This is a genomic window from Burkholderia sp. MSMB1826 (genome assembly GCF_001526325.1).
Lineage (GTDB): Bacteria > Pseudomonadota > Gammaproteobacteria > Burkholderiales > Burkholderiaceae > Burkholderia.
The window spans coordinates 49,957-65,172 of sequence record NZ_LOYN01000026.1 but is presented as its reverse complement, the minus strand read 5'-3'; the positions used below and the strand labels follow the sequence as shown (position 1 = coordinate 65,172).

Here is a 15,216-nt window from a genome sequence, read left to right as displayed (position 1 = left end):
GCTGGGCGTACGCGCATCACATCGCGCGTTCGAGTTTCTTCATCTTCGTCTTGATGCGCGTCTGCTTGAGCGGCGACAGGTATTCGACGAATACGCGGCCCATCAGGTGATCCATCTCGTGCTGGACGCACACGGCGAGCAGGCCTTCGCAGTCGAGCTCGAACGTCTCGCCCTGCTCGTTGAGCGCGCGGACGCGCACGTGGTCGGGGCGTTCGACTTCGTCGTAGATGCCGGGCACCGACAGGCAACCCTCTTCGTAGATCTGCTTCGCGTCGCTCGACCACACGATCTCCGGGTTGATGAACGCGCGCAGCTCGTTCTTCTCCTCGGAGACGTCGATCACGATCACGCGCTCGTGCACGTCGACCTGCGTGGCCGCCAGGCCGATGCCGGGCGCCGCGTACATGGTCTCGGCCATGTCGGCGACGAGCTTGCGGATCCGGTCGTCGACCTTGTCGACGGGTTTGGCGACCTTGTGCAGCCGCTTGTCGGGGTAATGAAGAATATTGAGCAAAGCCATGGCGTTCGGTATTCGGTGGAGCGGCGTGCCGCATCGGCCATCCGGCCGGCTGGCGCCGCCGCCGGGATGCAATGAAGATGAGGCGGATGCGTGGCATATCAATGCCGCGGATCGCGCCTCCTGCAATCGGCCGGGCGCCTGCGCGCACGGCCCTGTCGAGTATTTCGGATGATGAAAATTTTATCATGGCGCCACGCGCTGCGCTGGCCGCCGCATTCGAGGGCAGCCTCATGTCGCCGCAAGCGCTGACGCCCTCCGCGCTGCGCGCATGGCTGCAGCTCGCGCATGCGCCCGGTCTCTCGCCCGCCGTGTTGCAGGCGCTGCTCGCGGCATTCGGCTCGCCGGCGGCGGTGCTGTGCGCGTCCGGCCAGGCCATCGCCGCCGTGAGCAGCCCCGCCGCCGCGCAAGCCGTGCGCGCGAGCGAGCGCGACGATCTCGATACGCGCACCGACGCCGCACTCGCCTGGCTCGACGGGCCGGGCAACGTGCTCGTCACGCTGAGCGATCCGGCCTACCCGCCGCGGCTTCGCGACCTGCACGATCCGCCGCCGCTGCTATATGTAAAGGGGCGGCTCGACCTGCTGCACGCACGCGGCCTCGCCGTGGTCGGCAGCCGCCATGCGACGCCGCAGGGGCTCGCCGACGCAACGCATTTCGCCCACGCGTTGTCCGACGCGGGCCTCACGATCGTCTCGGGCCTCGCGCTCGGGATCGACGGCGCCGCGCATCGCGGCGGGCTCGACGGCCGGTCGGGCACCGTCGCGGTGATCGCGACGGGCGCCGATCTCGTCTATCCGGCGCGGCACCGCGCGCTCGCCCACGAAATCGCCGCGCACGGCGCGATCGTGTCGGAATGGCCGCTCGGCACGCCGGCCCGTGCCGCGCATTTTCCGCAGCGCAACCGGATGATCGCCGCGCTCGCGCTCGGCGTGCTCGTCGTCGAGGCCGCCCCGCGCTCGGGCTCGCTGATCACCGCGCGGCTCGCAAACGAACTGGGGCGCGATGTGTTCGCGATACCCGGCTCGATCCACGCGCCGCTCGCGCAGGGCTGCCACGCGCTGATCCGCGACGGCGCAAAGCTCACCGCGGCGCCGCTCGACGTGCTCGAGGAATACGGGCTCGGCGAGCCGGCGGCGCACAGCACGGGCGGCGCGGCGCGCGCCGGCCACCCGCGCGCGAACGCCGGCGAAATCCGCGCGCCCGGGCCCGGCACGGCCGGCAGCGCGCCAGCGGATCGCGCCGCAACGGCTGCCGCGCCGCCCCGATCCGAAGCCCCGCCACCGGACGATCCGTCGGAACGAGCGGTGCTCGTCGCATTGGGATACGGCCCCGTGACGTACGAATGGCTCGCCGAGCACAGTGGCCTGCCCGACGACGTGCTGCATGGCGCGCTGCTCGCGCTGGAACTGGCCGGCCGCATCGCGAGCGTCGCCGGCGGCCGCTTCGCGCGGCTCGACGCGGCGCCCACCCCGTCCGCGCGGGGCATGCTACAGTCCCCGCCATAGGGGCGGCCCGGCCGCCGACGATATCCAAGGAATTCCATGCCCGCGCTGAATCTCGACACCGATGCGGATCGGATCGCCGAGCGCCTCGCCGATCCCGGCACGTTGCTGGTCGCCTGCCTGTGCGCCGAGTGGTGCGGCACGTGCCGTGACTACCGGAGCGCCTTCGACCGGCTCGCCGACGCGCATCCGGACGCCTGCTTCGCCTGGATCGACATCGAAACCCATGCCGATCGGCTCGACGATCTCGACGTCGAGAACTTCCCGACCATCCTGATCGAGGACGCCCACACCGCACGCTTCTTCGGCACGGTGCTGCCGCACGCGGCGATCGTCGAGCGCATGCTGTCCGACTTGAGCGCGGTGCCCGGTGCGCCGCACGCACCGAAATTGCGCGACGTCCTGAACGTCGAAGCCTGAATTCGCGGCCCGGAGCGGCAGTTTTTGCGCAGGCTTGCGCGCCCCGCCGCGCCGGGCGCTTGCCGCCGTTGCGGCCCCCCTCTATGATGAGCCGCTTTTTACACGCCGAGCCGCCGTCGCTGCGGCGTGTGCTATAAAGCGGTCGTAAAAGGGACCCACAACCGGCGAACCCGGTCTACCAACACACACCTGTCATGTCCAAAGCACTGATCATTGCGGAAAAGCCTTCTGTCGCGAACGACATCGCACGCGCTTTGGGCGGCTTTACCAAGCATGACGAGTATTACGAGAGCGACGATTTCGTCCTTTCGTCCGCTGTCGGCCACCTGCTGGAAATCGCAGCCCCGGAGGAGTACGAGGTCAAGCGCGGGAAATGGAGCTTCGCGCATCTGCCCGTCATTCCCCCGCATTTCGACCTGAACCCGATCGCAAAAAGCGAGTCGCGCCTCAAGGTGCTCACGAAACTGATGAAGCGCAAGGACGTCGACCGCCTGATCAACGCATGTGACGCGGGGCGCGAAGGCGAGCTGATTTTCCGCCTGATCGCGCAGCACGCGAAGGCAAAACAGCCGGTCCAGCGTCTGTGGCTGCAATCGATGACGCCGCAGGCGATCCGCGATGGGTTCGCGAACCTGCGCAGCGACTCGGACATGCAACCGCTCGCCGACGCCGCCCGCTGCCGCTCGGAAGCCGACTGGCTCGTCGGGATCAACGGCACCCGCGCGATGACCGCGTTCAACAGCAAGGGCGGCGGCTTCTTCCTGACCACCGTCGGCCGCGTGCAGACGCCAACGTTGTCGATCGTCGTCGAACGTGAAGAGAAAATCCGTCGCTTCGTCCCGCGCGACTACTGGGAAGTGAAGGCCGAATTCGCGTGCGCGGGCGGCTTCTACGAAGGAAAGTGGTTCGACCCGAAATTCAAGCGCGACGAATTCGATCCGGAAAAGCGCGACTCCCGCCTGTGGAGCCTGCCGGCGGCCGAAACGATCGTCGCCGCCTGTCGCGACCAGGTCGGCACGGTGTCCGAGGAATCGAAGCCGTCGACGCAACTGTCGCCGCTGCTGTTCGACCTGACGAGCCTGCAGCGCGAGGCGAACAGCCGCTTCGGCTTCTCCGCGAAGAACACGCTCGGCCTCGCCCAGGCGCTGTATGAAAAGCACAAGGTGCTGACCTACCCGCGTACCGATGCGCGCGCGCTGCCGGAAGACTATCTGTCGACGGTCCAGTCCACGCTCGAGATGCTCAAGGAGAGCCACAACTATCTGCCGCATGCGAAGCAGGTGCTCGACAAGGGCTGGGTGAAGCCGAACAAGCGGATCTTCGACAACTCGAAGATCAGCGACCACTTTGCCATCATCCCGACGCTGCAGGCGCCGAAGTCGCTGTCCGAGCCGGAGCAGAAGCTGTACGACATGGTCGTGAAGCGCTTCCTCGCGGTGTTCTTCCCGGCAGCCGAATTCCGCGTGACGACCCGGATCACCGAAGTCGCCGGCCATCACTTCAAGACCGAAGGCAAGGTGCTCGTCGAGCCGGGCTGGCTGCAGGTGTACGGCCGCGACGCCGAAGGCGCGGACGCGAACCTCGTGCCGGTACAGAAGGACGAGAAGGTGAAGACGGACGAGATCGCCGCCGTCGCGCTGGTGACGAAGCCGCCCGCACGCTACTCGGAAGCGACGCTGCTGTCGGCGATGGAAGGCGCGGGCAAGCTGGTCGAGGACGACGAGCTGCGCGAGGCGATGGCCGCGAAGGGCCTCGGCACGCCGGCGACGCGCGCGGCGATCATCGAAGGCCTGCTCGGCGAGAAGTATCTGCTGCGCGAAGGCCGCGAACTGATTCCGACCGCGAAGGCATTCCAGTTGATGACGCTGCTGCGCGGCCTCGGCGTGAAGGAACTCACGGCGCCCGAGCTCACCGGCGAATGGGAATACAAGCTGTCGCAGATGGAGCGCGGCAATCTCGGCCGCGACGCGTTCATGCAGGAAATCGCCCGCATGACGCAGCAGATCGTCAAGCGCGCGAAGGAATACGATTCGGACACGATCCCCGGCGACTACGCGACCCTCGAGACACCGTGCCCGAACTGCGGTGGCCAGGTGAAGGAAAACTACCGCCGCTTTGCGTGCACGAAGTGCGATTTCTCGATCTCGAAGATTCCGGGCAGCCGGCAATTCGAGATCCCGGAAGTCGAGGAGCTGCTGCAGAAGAAGGAAATCGGGCCGCTGTCGGGGTTCCGCAGCAAGATGGGCCGCCCGTTCTCGGCGATCCTCAAGCTGTCGTTCGACGACGAGACGAAGAACTACAAGCTCGAGTTCGATTTCGGCCAGGATCAGGGCGGTGACGAAGGCGAAGCGCCCGACTTCTCGGCGCAGGAACCGGTCGGCGCGTGCCCGAAGTGCAAGGGCCGCGTGTTCGAGCACGGGATGAGCTACGTGTGCGAGCACTCGGTGGCGAACCCGAAGACCTGCGACTTCCGCTCGGGCAAGGTGATCCTGCAGCAGGAAATCACGCGCGAGCAGATGGGCAAGCTGCTTGCCGACGGTCGCACGGATCTGCTGCCGAACTTCAAGTCGTCGCGTACCGGCCGCAACTTCAAGGCGTTCCTCGTGAAGCAGCCGGACGGCAAGATCGGCTTCGAGTTCGAGAAGAAGGAGCCGAAGGCGGCCGCCGCGAAGAAGACGGCCAAATCGGCGGCGAAGGATGCCGAAACCGTGACCGAAGGCGCCGAAGAGAAACCGGCACCGGCCCGCAAGACCGCCGCACGCAAGACGACGGCGCGCAAGACGGGTTCGTGACGTCCCGGCCGCCGGGCGCCGCTTGCGGCGCGTCCGGCGCCGGTACGCAGCCATAAAAAAACGCGGATCGATCGATCCGCGTTTTTTTCGTGCCGGCCTCCGAGCCGTTACAGCGGCGACGGCACCGCCACGCGCGTGCGCGGCGAGCGCGCAAGACGCGGCTGCAGGTTCGGATCGGTCGACTCGGGCTGCTCGGCCCGCATCTCCACGCCGATCGGCGGCGGCGTCGCGCCCTGCGCGGCCCACTGCTCGCCCATCATCGCGTCGGTCGAGTGGCTGAAATGTTCGACGAGGTGGTCGATGAACGTGCGCACCTTGGCCGGCAGGTGGCGCCGGCTCGGGTAGGCGATGTTGATCTCGACCTGCGGCAGCCGGAATTCCGGCAGCAGCCGCACGAGCGCGCCGCGCGCGATGTCGCTGCCGATCAGGTAGCTCGGCAGGATCGCGACGCCCATTCCGAGCAACGCGAACTGGCGCAGCATCGCGGTGTTGTTCGCGACGATCACGTTGGTCGGGCGCACACGCACTTCGCCGTCCGGCCCCGTGAACACGCGCTCGTCGCCCCAGTATTCGGTCGGCAGGCTCAAGGCCGGGTGCTCGGCGAGCTGTTCCGGATGAATCGGCACGCCGTGCTTCTCCAGATAGCTCGGCGTCGCGCACACGGTCATGCAACCGGTGGTGAGACGCCGCGTGACGATGCTCGCGCTGCGCATCTGGCGCGTGACGACGATGCCGACGTCGAAGCCTTCCTCGACGAGATCGACCTGCCGGTCGACCAGCGTGAGATCCGGCACCACTTTGGGGAAATTCTCCGTGTACGACTGCAGCACGGGAGCGAGGTTGTGCAGGCCGAACACGACCGGCGCAACGATGCGCAGCGTGCCGACCGGCTCGTGATTGCGTGCGACGACCATCTGCTCGACGTCCTCGAGCTCGTCGAGGATCTGGCGGGCACGCTCGAGATAGACCTGACCCGACTCCGTCAGGGAGAGGCTGCGCGTGGTGCGGTTGAGCAAACGCGTGCCGAGCCGGCCTTCCAGATCGGCGACGTGGCGCGTCGCGACCGCGTTGGAGATATCCATTGCGCTCGCGGCCCGCGCGAAACTGCCGAGATCTGCAACCTTGACGAACACGCGCATCGACTGCAAATGATCCATAAACGACTCCTGCCGCTGTTACAACTTCAAAAAGATGAAGCAAATGCGTAATTCTCCTACGACAGCGGAAATGATGCAGAGTTGCTCAACAAGGGGCCGGTTGACGATAAAAATAGTCAAAAATCCTCGGCTTCCGCGGATAGTTGATCCAATTATTCTGCTTGGAGCAACAATTGGGTGAACCTCGGCGTGTAAGCGGCCGAATCAGAAAGGACGTGTTTGATGCGACACAACAGCGCACCGCTTCGCACGGCGCGCGAGTGGCGCCGGGGGTGACTGGCGCCGATTGCGGCGGAGCGTAACAACCTGTTAAAAAGACACCACGAAGGCGGCCGGCGTAGCATCATGTCGGCCCCGGCCGGGCAGAGCGGGCGCGCAAGGCGCGCCGCCGCCCGTGCCGCTTTCAACGCGCGACACCCCGTTCACCATGAAAATTGCCATCCTCGACGATTACCAGGACGCCGTCCGCAAGCTGAACTGCTTCGAGATGCTCGCCGGCCACGACGTAAAGGTCTTCAACAATACGGTGCGCGGCCTGGGACAGCTCGCCAGCCGTCTGGCGGAAGTCGAGGCGCTCGTGCTGATTCGTGAACGGACCCCGATTACTTCGCAGTTGCTCTCGAAGCTGCCGAACCTGCGCATGATCAGCCAGACCGGCCGGGTGTCGAGCCACATCGATCTCGACGCGTGTACCGACCGCGGCATCGCAGTGCTCGAAGGCACCGGTTCGCCGGTCGCGCCGGCCGAGCTGACCTGGGCGCTCGTGATGGCCGCCCAGCGCCGCATTCCGCAGTACGTCGCGAACCTGAAGCAGGGCGCCTGGCAGCAGTCGGGCCTGAAGACGTCGGCGCTGCCGCCGAACTTCGGCCTCGGCCAGGTGCTGCGCGGCCAGACGCTCGGCATCTGGGGCTACGGCAAGATCGGCCGTCTCGTCGCCGGCTACGGCAAGGCGTTCGGGATGAACGTGCTGATCTGGGGCCGCGAGCATTCGCTCGAAGCCGCGCGCGCCGACGGCTACACGGCCGCGCAGAGTCGCGAAGCGCTGTTCGAGCAGAGCGACGTGCTGTCGCTGCACCTGCGCCTGCACGACGACACGCGCGGGATCGTGAAGCAGGAAGACCTGATGCGGATGAAGCCGACGTCGCTGCTCGTCAACACGAGCCGCGCCGAGTTGCTCGAGGACAACGCGCTCGTCAACGCGCTGTCGCACAACCGTCCGGGGATGGTCGCGATCGACGTGTTCGAAAGCGAGCCGATCCTGCAGGGCTACAGCCTGCTGCGGATGGAAAACGTGATCTGCACGCCGCACATCGGCTACGTCGAACGCGAAAGCTACGAGCTGTATTTCAGTGCCGCATTCCGCAACATTCTCGCGTTCGACGACGGCGACATGTCGAGCGTCGCGAATCCGGAAGCGCTGACGCCGATCCGCAAGCGCTGATCGCACGGGCTGCGCACGCCGCGCGGCCCCGCTGCTCCATTCCCGATCGTCAGGCGGCCACGCGGCCGCCCGTCATCGCGCCGACACGCGTGAGGAAGTGCTCGCCGTCGCGCCGACCGAGATCGTACGCATGCCGCATCTGCGACGGGCTCGTGTAATCCCAGCTCGAAATCGGTACCTTGCTCGACGGCTGCACGTACAGCCGCCGCTGGTCGCCATGCGCGACCGTGAACATCTGCGGACGCGGATACAGGCGCGTGACGAGCACCAGCACGTCGCCCGGTGACGGGTCGAGCGCATCGACCGGCACGTTGTCGACCATCCCGCCGTCGAGCACCGGCCGGCCGCCGCGCCGCAGCACCGGCGTGAACGGCGGCGTGCAGGACGACTGCAGGATCAGGTCGGCGAGTTCGTCGACTTGCGTGCAGGCCTGCGCACGCACGAATTCGGGCCGGAAACCGAGTGTGCGCCCGAGCGTCGGATGCAGCGTCTTGCGCACGTACTTTTCGATGTTGTACGCGACGAGGCCGGCGGCGACCGCGCTGCGCGCGCCGAGCCAGCGCGGCACGTGCGACACGCCGATGCGGATCTCCGGCGCCGCGGCGAGCTTCGCGAACGGCTCGCCGTAGATGTCGAGCAACGCCTGGCGGTAGATCCGGTAGTGCGGAAACACCGGCTCGCGCCCAAACAGGTTGCCCCAGTACGCGTTCTTCCGGTTGTGGCGCAGCGCCTCTTCGTAATAGCGCATCACCCACGCGGCGTCGCGCGTATACAGCATGCACGCGGTGGCCGCGCCGGCCGAAATGCCGGTGATCACGCGCGGGCGCAGGTCGAGCGCCGGCTGCGCGACGTCCCAGAAGCCGGCCTGCCACCAGCACCGATTGCCGCCGCCCGCAAAGACGATCTGGTCGAACATCGCGCCGCTCAGCCGACGAGCGCGTAGGTCGACGTCGCGTGGACGGCCATCTTGCCGTCCTCGTCGAACAGCTCGACTTCGCCGAACACGAGATTGCGGCCCATCCGCAGCACGCGCGCGGTGACGAGTACGTCGCCCTTGCGCACGGGACGCATGAAGTTCGTGTTCAGCGACACCGTCGTCATCGGCCGGAATTCGCCGAGCGCGGCCGAGATCGCGACCACCATCGCGGTGTCGGCGGCCGCCGTGAACACCTGGCCGCAGATCACGCCGCCCGAATGGCGGAACTCGCCGGAAAACGGCAGGCGCAGCGTGACGCTGTCGTCGCCGATCGACACGGGGACCAGACCCAGCGAGCGGACCCACGGGGCCAGCAGGCGATCCAGCAATTCGCGGACTGCGTTTTCGTCCATCTTCGACTGTCCAGAAAACGTCGCGCGACCGCCGCGCAACGCGTGTGGCGTCATCATACCGGGAGCGCGCAAACTGCGACCGCTCGTTATCGCGCCGACGGCCGCCGCCGTCTCGACGAAATATTTTCAGGATATTTGCAGAAAAGGCTTGCCAAGCCTGAAATACTCACGCATAATCTTTCTTCTGTTGGGGGCGTTAGCTCAGTTGGTAGAGCAGCGGACTCTTAATCCGTAGGTCGAGTGTTCGAGTCACTCACGCCCCACCAGGAATTCCAAAGGCCGGTCAGCGAAAGCTGACCGGCCTTTTTCGTTCTGGCGCGCCGCACTCGCGGCGCGCGCCTTTCGCGGTACGTCACCGCACGCCCGTCGCGCATCGTTTCCGCTAGAATCGTCCGACAAAATCACACGACCGGCGCACGTATCGTCGTCTGCCGCCGGCACTGAGAGAACACGGGACGTCAGACATGGAAGCATGTGAACGAGACGCGACCATTCAGAGGGCGTGGTCGCGCCAATATCGGCCTGTCCGTCGCGACGGGCCGCTCACCCGGGCACACCCGAACCCGCGCGACGCACGAACCGGATCGCGTCATGCCGGGTAAGAACGCGCTGGTCGCGCTGACGATCGGTGTCGTCCTGTCCGTGCTGACCGGCGCACTCGCCGTCACGGCAAGCCGGGAACCCGGCCATCTGGTCCGCGTGCCGGGCACGGTCGTGCGCATCGTCCAGGACAGCGATGCGATGCGCGCGTACCGGCCGATCGTCGCGTACCTCGCGAACGACGGCCAGCGCCGCGAAGTCGCCGGCAATACCGCATCGACGGTCCCCGCCTACGACATCGGCGAAAACGTCGACGTCCTGCTCGACCCCGACCACCCCGAGCGCCCGGCGCTGATCGACGATTTCACGCAACGTTGGTTTCCGGTGGCCGTGCCGGCGCTGCTCGCCGTCGCGTCGTTCGCGATCGGCAGCGTGCTGATCGCCGGCGAGCGTCGCCGCCGACAATCGGAGCCGGCGCGGCCTCGCGTCGCACGCCAGCCGGCACGGCGCCGCTGGGATGTCGCGATCGTGCTGATTCCGATCGCGATCGGCACGGGCTTCCTCGCCGGCGCCGGCGCGGCCGGCCTGCGTCAGTGGCAGATCGTCCACCACTATGCGCGCTCGACCGGCCATGTGGTCGAGATCGCGAAAAACGGGCGATCGTCGCGGTCGCGCACGTCGCTGTATTCGGCCATCGTCGCGTTCACGACCGACAGCGGACGGCTGATCACGTTCGCCCAAGGCTCGGCGTCGTCGCAGCCGGGCCTGCACAAAGGCGACGCGGTCAGCGTGCTGTACGATCCCGTCACCCCCGAGCGGGCGCTCGTCGACCGCTTCTGGGATCGCTGGGGCCTCACGGCCATCCTGTTCGCGATCGGCGCGCCGTTCCTCGCAGCGGGGCTGTTCGTCGCCGCGACGTTATGGCCCGACCACCACCGGCCGCACGAAGCCGCCCGATGACGCACGCGCGGGGCGGCAACCGTCGCGACGCACGCGTCACCGCTCTCTGAACGCCTCCACCTTCGCGCGATTCCCGCACGTGCGCATGTCGCACCACCGCCGCCCGACACCGCGGCCGCGATCGACGAAGAACCACGTACACCGGCCGCACTGCCGCACGCGCGCGAAATCGACGCTGCGCATCAGATGCTCGAAACCGAGCGCGACCGCATCGATCCAGCGCGACGCCGCGCGCGCGTCGGGCCGCCACGCGAAGCGGCCGCCGATGGCGTCGAACGCGCTACGCCCGATCGCGTCGCGGATCGCCGCCGCGAGCCGGTCCGCCGCGCGCGCGCCCGCGCTGCCGCCGCCTGCGTCCGTCAGATGCGCGATCGCGACGTACGCGTCGTCGCGAAAGCGGTGCAGCGCCGCGAGCTCGTCCGGGCCGTCCTGGCGCGGATGACGCAGCAGCCGCGCCAGATCGTCGGGCGCCAGCAACCCCGCTTTCGCGGCCCATGCGCGCACGGCCGGCCAGTCGACGAGCTTGTCCTCGTCGCGCGTCTTGCCGGTGTCGGCCACGGTGTTCAGAAAATCGAGCGCCGGATGGCCGCCGACGAAATCGGCCGCACGCCATTCATGCCCGTGTCGCGCCGGGTCGGATCGAGTAACCATTTATTCTCGCCTATCGGTTTCACATTCGGAAAATCCGGCGTAACCTGTTAACAACAAAAACAGGTTACCACGGAGAAGCCGATGCTCGAACTCCCGAACCGCTTCGATTTCGAAGGCCACCGGATTGCATGGGGCACGCTCGGCGAAGGCCCGCCGCTCGTGCTCGTACACGGCACGCCGTTTTCGTCGCAGGTATGGCGCCGGATCGCGCCGTGGCTCGCGCGACGCCATCGCGTGTATTTCTACGACCTGCTCGGCTACGGCCAGTCCGACATGCCGGACGCGGACGTGTCGCTGGGCCGTCAGAACGCGCTGTTCGGCGCGCTGCTGAATGAATGGCAACTCGCGCGGCCGCGCGTGCTCGCGCACGACTACGGCGGCGCAACCGTGCTGCGCGCGCATTTTCTCGACGGCATCGCGTATGCGGATCTCACGCTCGTGAACCCGGTCGCGATCGCGCCGCAAGGCTCGCCGTTCGTGCGTCACGTCGCGCAGCACGAAGCCGCGTTCACCGGCTTGCCCGCGTACGCGCATCGTGCGCTCCTGTCGGCCTATCTCGGCAACGCGGTCGCGCAGCCGTTGAGCGAAGACGTGCTGTCGATCCACCGTGCGCCGTGGCTCACGCCGGCCGGCCAAGCCGCGTTCTATCGCCAGATCGCGCAGATGCGCCAGCGCTACATCGAGGAAGCGGAGGCCCGCTACGCGCCGCCGGACTTTCCGGTGCGCATCGTGTGGGGCGAGGAAGACGCGTGGATTCCGCTCGAGCAAGGACAGGCCCTGGCCGATCGCATCGCGAACGGCCGGCTGATCCGCGTCCCTCGCGCGGGCCACCTGGTTCAGGAAGATGCGCCGGAAGCGATCGTCGCGGCCGTGCTCGACGGGTACGCACGGAGCTGAGCCGGTACCGCGTCTCGCGTCACCACACCGGCACGCCTGCGCCGTTCGAGAGGTCCGCGAATTCTACCGACGCGTCGCGGCCCGGCAAAAACGCGAATCGGCCGACGCTACGCGCCGATCGAACCACGCCCGCGCCGGCTGCGATGCCGGCGCGGGCGCGTGACACGTCGCTTACCACGGCAACGAATACGTCTTCGTATTCGTGAAGCTCTTCATCGCCTCCTGCACGCCCTCCTTGTAGCCGAGCCCCGAATCCTTCACGCCGCCGAACGGCGTCAGTTCGAGTCGATAGCCCGGCACCTCGCGCACGTTCACGCTGCCGACTTCCAGCTCGGTGATGAAGCGCGTGATGTGGTCGAAGCGATTCGTGCACACCGACGACGACAGCGCGTAGTCGGTGCTGTTCGACATCCGGATCGCTTCGTCGATGTCGCGAAAGCGCATGATCGGCGACACCGGGCCGAAGGTTTCATGCTTCACCAGCGGCATGTCGGGCGTCACGCGATCGACGACCGTCGGCGAATACAGCGCGCCGTCGCGCACGTTGCCGACCAGCAGCCGCGCACCGCGCGCGATCGCGTCGTTCACCTGCTGCTCGCAGAACTTCGCGGCCGCTTCGTCGATCACGGTGCCCATGTCGATCGACGGATCGGACGGATTGCCGTACGACCACGCACGCGTTTTCTCGACGACCAGCTCCGTGAAGCGATCGGCCACCGCCTCGTGCACGAGCATCCGCTTGATCGCCGTGCAGCGCTGCCCCGAATTCCTGTACGAGCCCGACACCGCGAGCGTGCTCGCTTCGTCGAGATCGGCGTCTTCCATCACGATGATCGGATCGTTGCCGCCGAGTTCGAGCACCGCGCGCCGGTAGCCCATCCGCGCGGCGATCGACTTGCCGATCGACACGCCGCCGGTGAACGTGATGAGATCGATCGCCGGGTTCGTGATCAGCTCGTCGGCGATCTCCTTCGGGTCGCCGGTGATCACCTGCAGCATCTGCGGCGGCAGGCCGGCTTCGTACAGGATGTCCGCGAACAGGTAGCACGACAGCGGCACCTTCTCCGACGGCTTCACGACGATCCGGTTGTTGGTCGCCACCGACGGCACGATCTTGTGCGCGACCTGGTTCATCGGGTGATTGAACGGGGTGATCGCCGAAATCACGCCGAGCAGCGGGTCGCGCTGCGTGTACACGCGGCGCTTCTTGCCGTGCGGCGTCAGATCGCACGAGAAGATCTGCCCGTCGTCCTTCAGCACTTCGCCGGCGCCGAACGTCAGCACGTCGGCCACGCGGCCGGCTTCGTACGTCGAATCCTTGATGCACAACCCGGCCTCGGCCGTGATCAGCGCCGCGATCTCCGCGGTGCGCGCACGCACGATGTCGGCCGCGCGGCGCAGGATCGCCGCGCGATCATGGCGCGTGAGCGTCGGCCGGTACGCATGCGCAACCGCGAATGCGCGGCGCACGTCGTCGAGCGTCGCCTTCGGCACGGTGCCGACCAGCGCGCCGTCGTACGGGTTGCGCACGTCGATGACCGCGTCGCGGTGGATCCTCTCACCGTCGATTCGCAGTGCCTCACGACGAAGCGTGCGGACATCCGACGATTCTGCAATGGCGTTCATGAGTGTCTCCTGGCGGATGCGTCCGTGTCACTGCAGGTGGTTGAGCGCGATGTCGATGATGTCGAAATTGCGCAGCCGTGCGCGGCCCGCGACGTCGGTCGCGACCGGCTTGCTGAAGATCAGCGGCACGATCTGTTCGGAGATCCCGCCGTGCGAGCGCAGCGGCACGTCGAGGCCCGACAGGTCGTGCTTGATGCGGCGCGTGCCGAGCACGACGTCCTGCTTCGAGATCACGATCAGGTCGCCCATCCGTGCGGGCGGCAGCTCGAAGCGCGCGCAGCCTTCGGCGCCCGTCAGCACGACTTCGATGCCGTCGACCGCGGCGAGCCGCGCGCGCAGCGCATCGGCATCGGCCGTCGCCGGCACGTAGACGGTCGCGAACGAACCGAGCGCACCGTGGTGCACGACGTACGGATCGGTGATCGGCAGGATCACGCGCGCCGCATCGTGGCCGAGCCATTCGTCGAACAGCTCCTGCAGGTAGATCACGTTCGGCTCGCCGGTCTCGTCGTCGTGCTTCGCGTTCATCCCGTGATCGGCCGTGATCGCGACGATCGCACCGAGTTCGTCGAGGCGCCGCAGGTACGTGTCCATCATCGCGTAGAACGCGTTCGCGCCGGGCGTGCCGGGTGCGCACTTGTGCTGCACGTAGTCGGTGGTCGACAGATACATCAGGTCGATCGGGCGCGTCTCGAGCAGGCGCACGCCAGCGGCGAACACGAACTCCGACAGGTCCGCGCTGTACACGCTCGGCACCGGCTTGCCGACCAGCTCGAGCACGTTGTCGATGCCGTTTTCCGCGATGCTCGCTTCGTCGGCCTTCTCCGACGAGAAGCAGATGCCCTTCAGCCCCTTGCCGAGCAGGCGGCGCAGCTTGTCCTTCGCGGTGACGACCGCGACGCGCGCGCCCTGTTCGGCGAAGGTCGCGAGCACGGTGGGCGCGACCAGGTACTTCGGATCGTTCATCAACACCTCGGCGCCGGTGTCGCGATCGTAGAAGTAGTTGCCGCTTATCCCGTGGATCGCCGGCGGCACGCCGGTGACAATCGACAGGTTGTTCGGGTTCGTGAAGCTCGGCACCACGCACTCGCCCTTGAGCGCCGTGCCCGGCTTCAGCAACGTGCGCAGGAATGGCGCGACGCCGGCCTCGGCGGCTTCTTCCAGATATTCGTATGCGCAGCCGTCGACGCAGACGACCACCACGGGCCGGCTCATCCAGTTGTAGCGGCGGCCGTTCACTTCCACGGATACAGGCGTTTCAGTCATGACGTTCATTCCTTTCAGGTCGAAGGGGTGAGCCGTCGGCGCCCGCGCCGCGCCGAAGGGAGGTGTTTTCCATGCTTGACATTAAAATTGACGATTTGTAGATTGTCAACAACAT

General features: G+C 67.0%; 13 protein-coding genes and 1 tRNA gene. 7 read left to right on the top strand and 7 right to left on the bottom strand.

Annotation, left to right across the window (positions count from 1 at the left end; genetic code table 11):
- Positions 1 to 16: 16 nt before the first annotated feature.
- Positions 17 to 520 carry a peptide deformylase gene (gene def, locus WS95_RS16400; RefSeq protein WP_006477461.1) on the bottom strand — a complete coding sequence of 168 codons (504 nt, stop codon included), beginning with the start codon at positions 518 to 520 and terminating at the stop codon, positions 17 to 19.
- Between the two features lie 185 nt (positions 521 to 705).
- Here def and dprA point away from each other — a divergent pair, with 185 nt between their 5' ends.
- From dprA to WS95_RS16385, 3 genes are all read left to right on the top strand, one after another.
- Positions 706 to 2,025 carry a DNA-processing protein DprA gene (gene dprA, locus WS95_RS16395; protein ID WP_059824685.1) on the top strand — a complete coding sequence of 440 codons (1,320 nt, stop codon included), beginning with the start codon at positions 706 to 708 and terminating at the stop codon, positions 2,023 to 2,025.
- A 36-nt stretch (positions 2,026 to 2,061) separates the two neighbouring features.
- On the top strand, positions 2,062 to 2,442 hold the full coding sequence (locus WS95_RS16390; protein WP_034208700.1) for a thioredoxin family protein: 381 nt from the start codon (positions 2,062 to 2,064) through the stop codon (positions 2,440 to 2,442).
- Between the two features lie 194 nt (positions 2,443 to 2,636).
- The gene (locus tag WS95_RS16385) at positions 2,637 to 5,234 is read left to right on the top strand and encodes a DNA topoisomerase III (protein WP_059824683.1); all 2,598 of its coding nucleotides are present in this window, start codon (positions 2,637 to 2,639) and stop codon (positions 5,232 to 5,234) included.
- A 107-nt stretch (positions 5,235 to 5,341) separates the two neighbouring features.
- On the opposite strand, the gene WS95_RS16380 is transcribed toward WS95_RS16385, so the two are convergent.
- The gene (locus tag WS95_RS16380) at positions 5,342 to 6,391 is read right to left on the bottom strand and encodes a LysR family transcriptional regulator (RefSeq protein ID WP_034208702.1); all 1,050 of its coding nucleotides are present in this window, start codon (positions 6,389 to 6,391) and stop codon (positions 5,342 to 5,344) included.
- Positions 6,392 to 6,818: 427 nt separating this feature from the next.
- On the opposite strand from WS95_RS16380, the gene WS95_RS16375 reads away from it, so the two are divergent.
- Complete coding sequence (locus tag WS95_RS16375) at positions 6,819 to 7,832, top strand: D-2-hydroxyacid dehydrogenase family protein (RefSeq protein WP_059780745.1); 1,014 nt, start codon at positions 6,819 to 6,821, stop codon at positions 7,830 to 7,832.
- Positions 7,833 to 7,881: 49 nt separating this feature from the next.
- Here WS95_RS16375 and WS95_RS16370 read toward each other — a convergent pair whose 3' ends face one another.
- Both WS95_RS16370 and WS95_RS16365 read right to left on the bottom strand, forming a co-directional pair.
- Positions 7,882 to 8,748, bottom strand: coding sequence for a patatin-like phospholipase family protein (locus WS95_RS16370; protein ID WP_034208704.1), 867 nt, complete (start codon positions 8,746 to 8,748; stop codon positions 7,882 to 7,884).
- An 8-nt stretch (positions 8,749 to 8,756) separates the two neighbouring features.
- Entirely contained in the window at positions 8,757 to 9,161 is a 405-nt protein-coding gene (locus WS95_RS16365) for a PaaI family thioesterase (protein ID WP_031399646.1), read from the bottom strand.
- A gap of 190 nt (positions 9,162 to 9,351) precedes the next feature.
- Between WS95_RS16365 and WS95_RS16360 the strand changes: the two genes are divergently transcribed.
- Both WS95_RS16360 and WS95_RS16355 read left to right on the top strand, forming a co-directional pair.
- Positions 9,352 to 9,427, top strand: a tRNA-Lys gene (locus tag WS95_RS16360).
- A 325-nt stretch (positions 9,428 to 9,752) separates the two neighbouring features.
- Positions 9,753 to 10,661 (top strand): DUF3592 domain-containing protein, encoded by a 909-nt coding sequence (locus WS95_RS16355; protein ID WP_059824682.1) that lies wholly within the window; start codon positions 9,753 to 9,755, stop codon positions 10,659 to 10,661.
- Positions 10,662 to 10,697: 36 nt separating this feature from the next.
- Here the strand turns inward: WS95_RS16355 and WS95_RS16350 are convergent, their stop codons facing one another.
- Entirely contained in the window at positions 10,698 to 11,312 is a 615-nt protein-coding gene (locus tag WS95_RS16350) for a CGNR zinc finger domain-containing protein (protein WP_059824680.1), read from the bottom strand.
- 81 nt (positions 11,313 to 11,393) lie between these two features.
- On the opposite strand from WS95_RS16350, the gene WS95_RS16345 reads away from it, so the two are divergent.
- Entirely contained in the window at positions 11,394 to 12,209 is an 816-nt protein-coding gene (locus WS95_RS16345) for an alpha/beta fold hydrolase (RefSeq protein ID WP_059824679.1), read from the top strand.
- A 171-nt stretch (positions 12,210 to 12,380) separates the two neighbouring features.
- Here the strand turns inward: WS95_RS16345 and phnY are convergent, their stop codons facing one another.
- Together phnY and phnA are read right to left on the bottom strand one after the other, a co-directional pair.
- Complete coding sequence (gene phnY / locus WS95_RS16340; protein ID WP_034208708.1) at positions 12,381 to 13,835, bottom strand: phosphonoacetaldehyde dehydrogenase; 1,455 nt, start codon at positions 13,833 to 13,835, stop codon at positions 12,381 to 12,383.
- Positions 13,836 to 13,862: 27 nt separating this feature from the next.
- Complete coding sequence (gene phnA, locus WS95_RS16335; protein ID WP_034208709.1) at positions 13,863 to 15,101, bottom strand: phosphonoacetate hydrolase; 1,239 nt, start codon at positions 15,099 to 15,101, stop codon at positions 13,863 to 13,865.
- Positions 15,102 to 15,216: the final 115 nt, after the last annotated feature.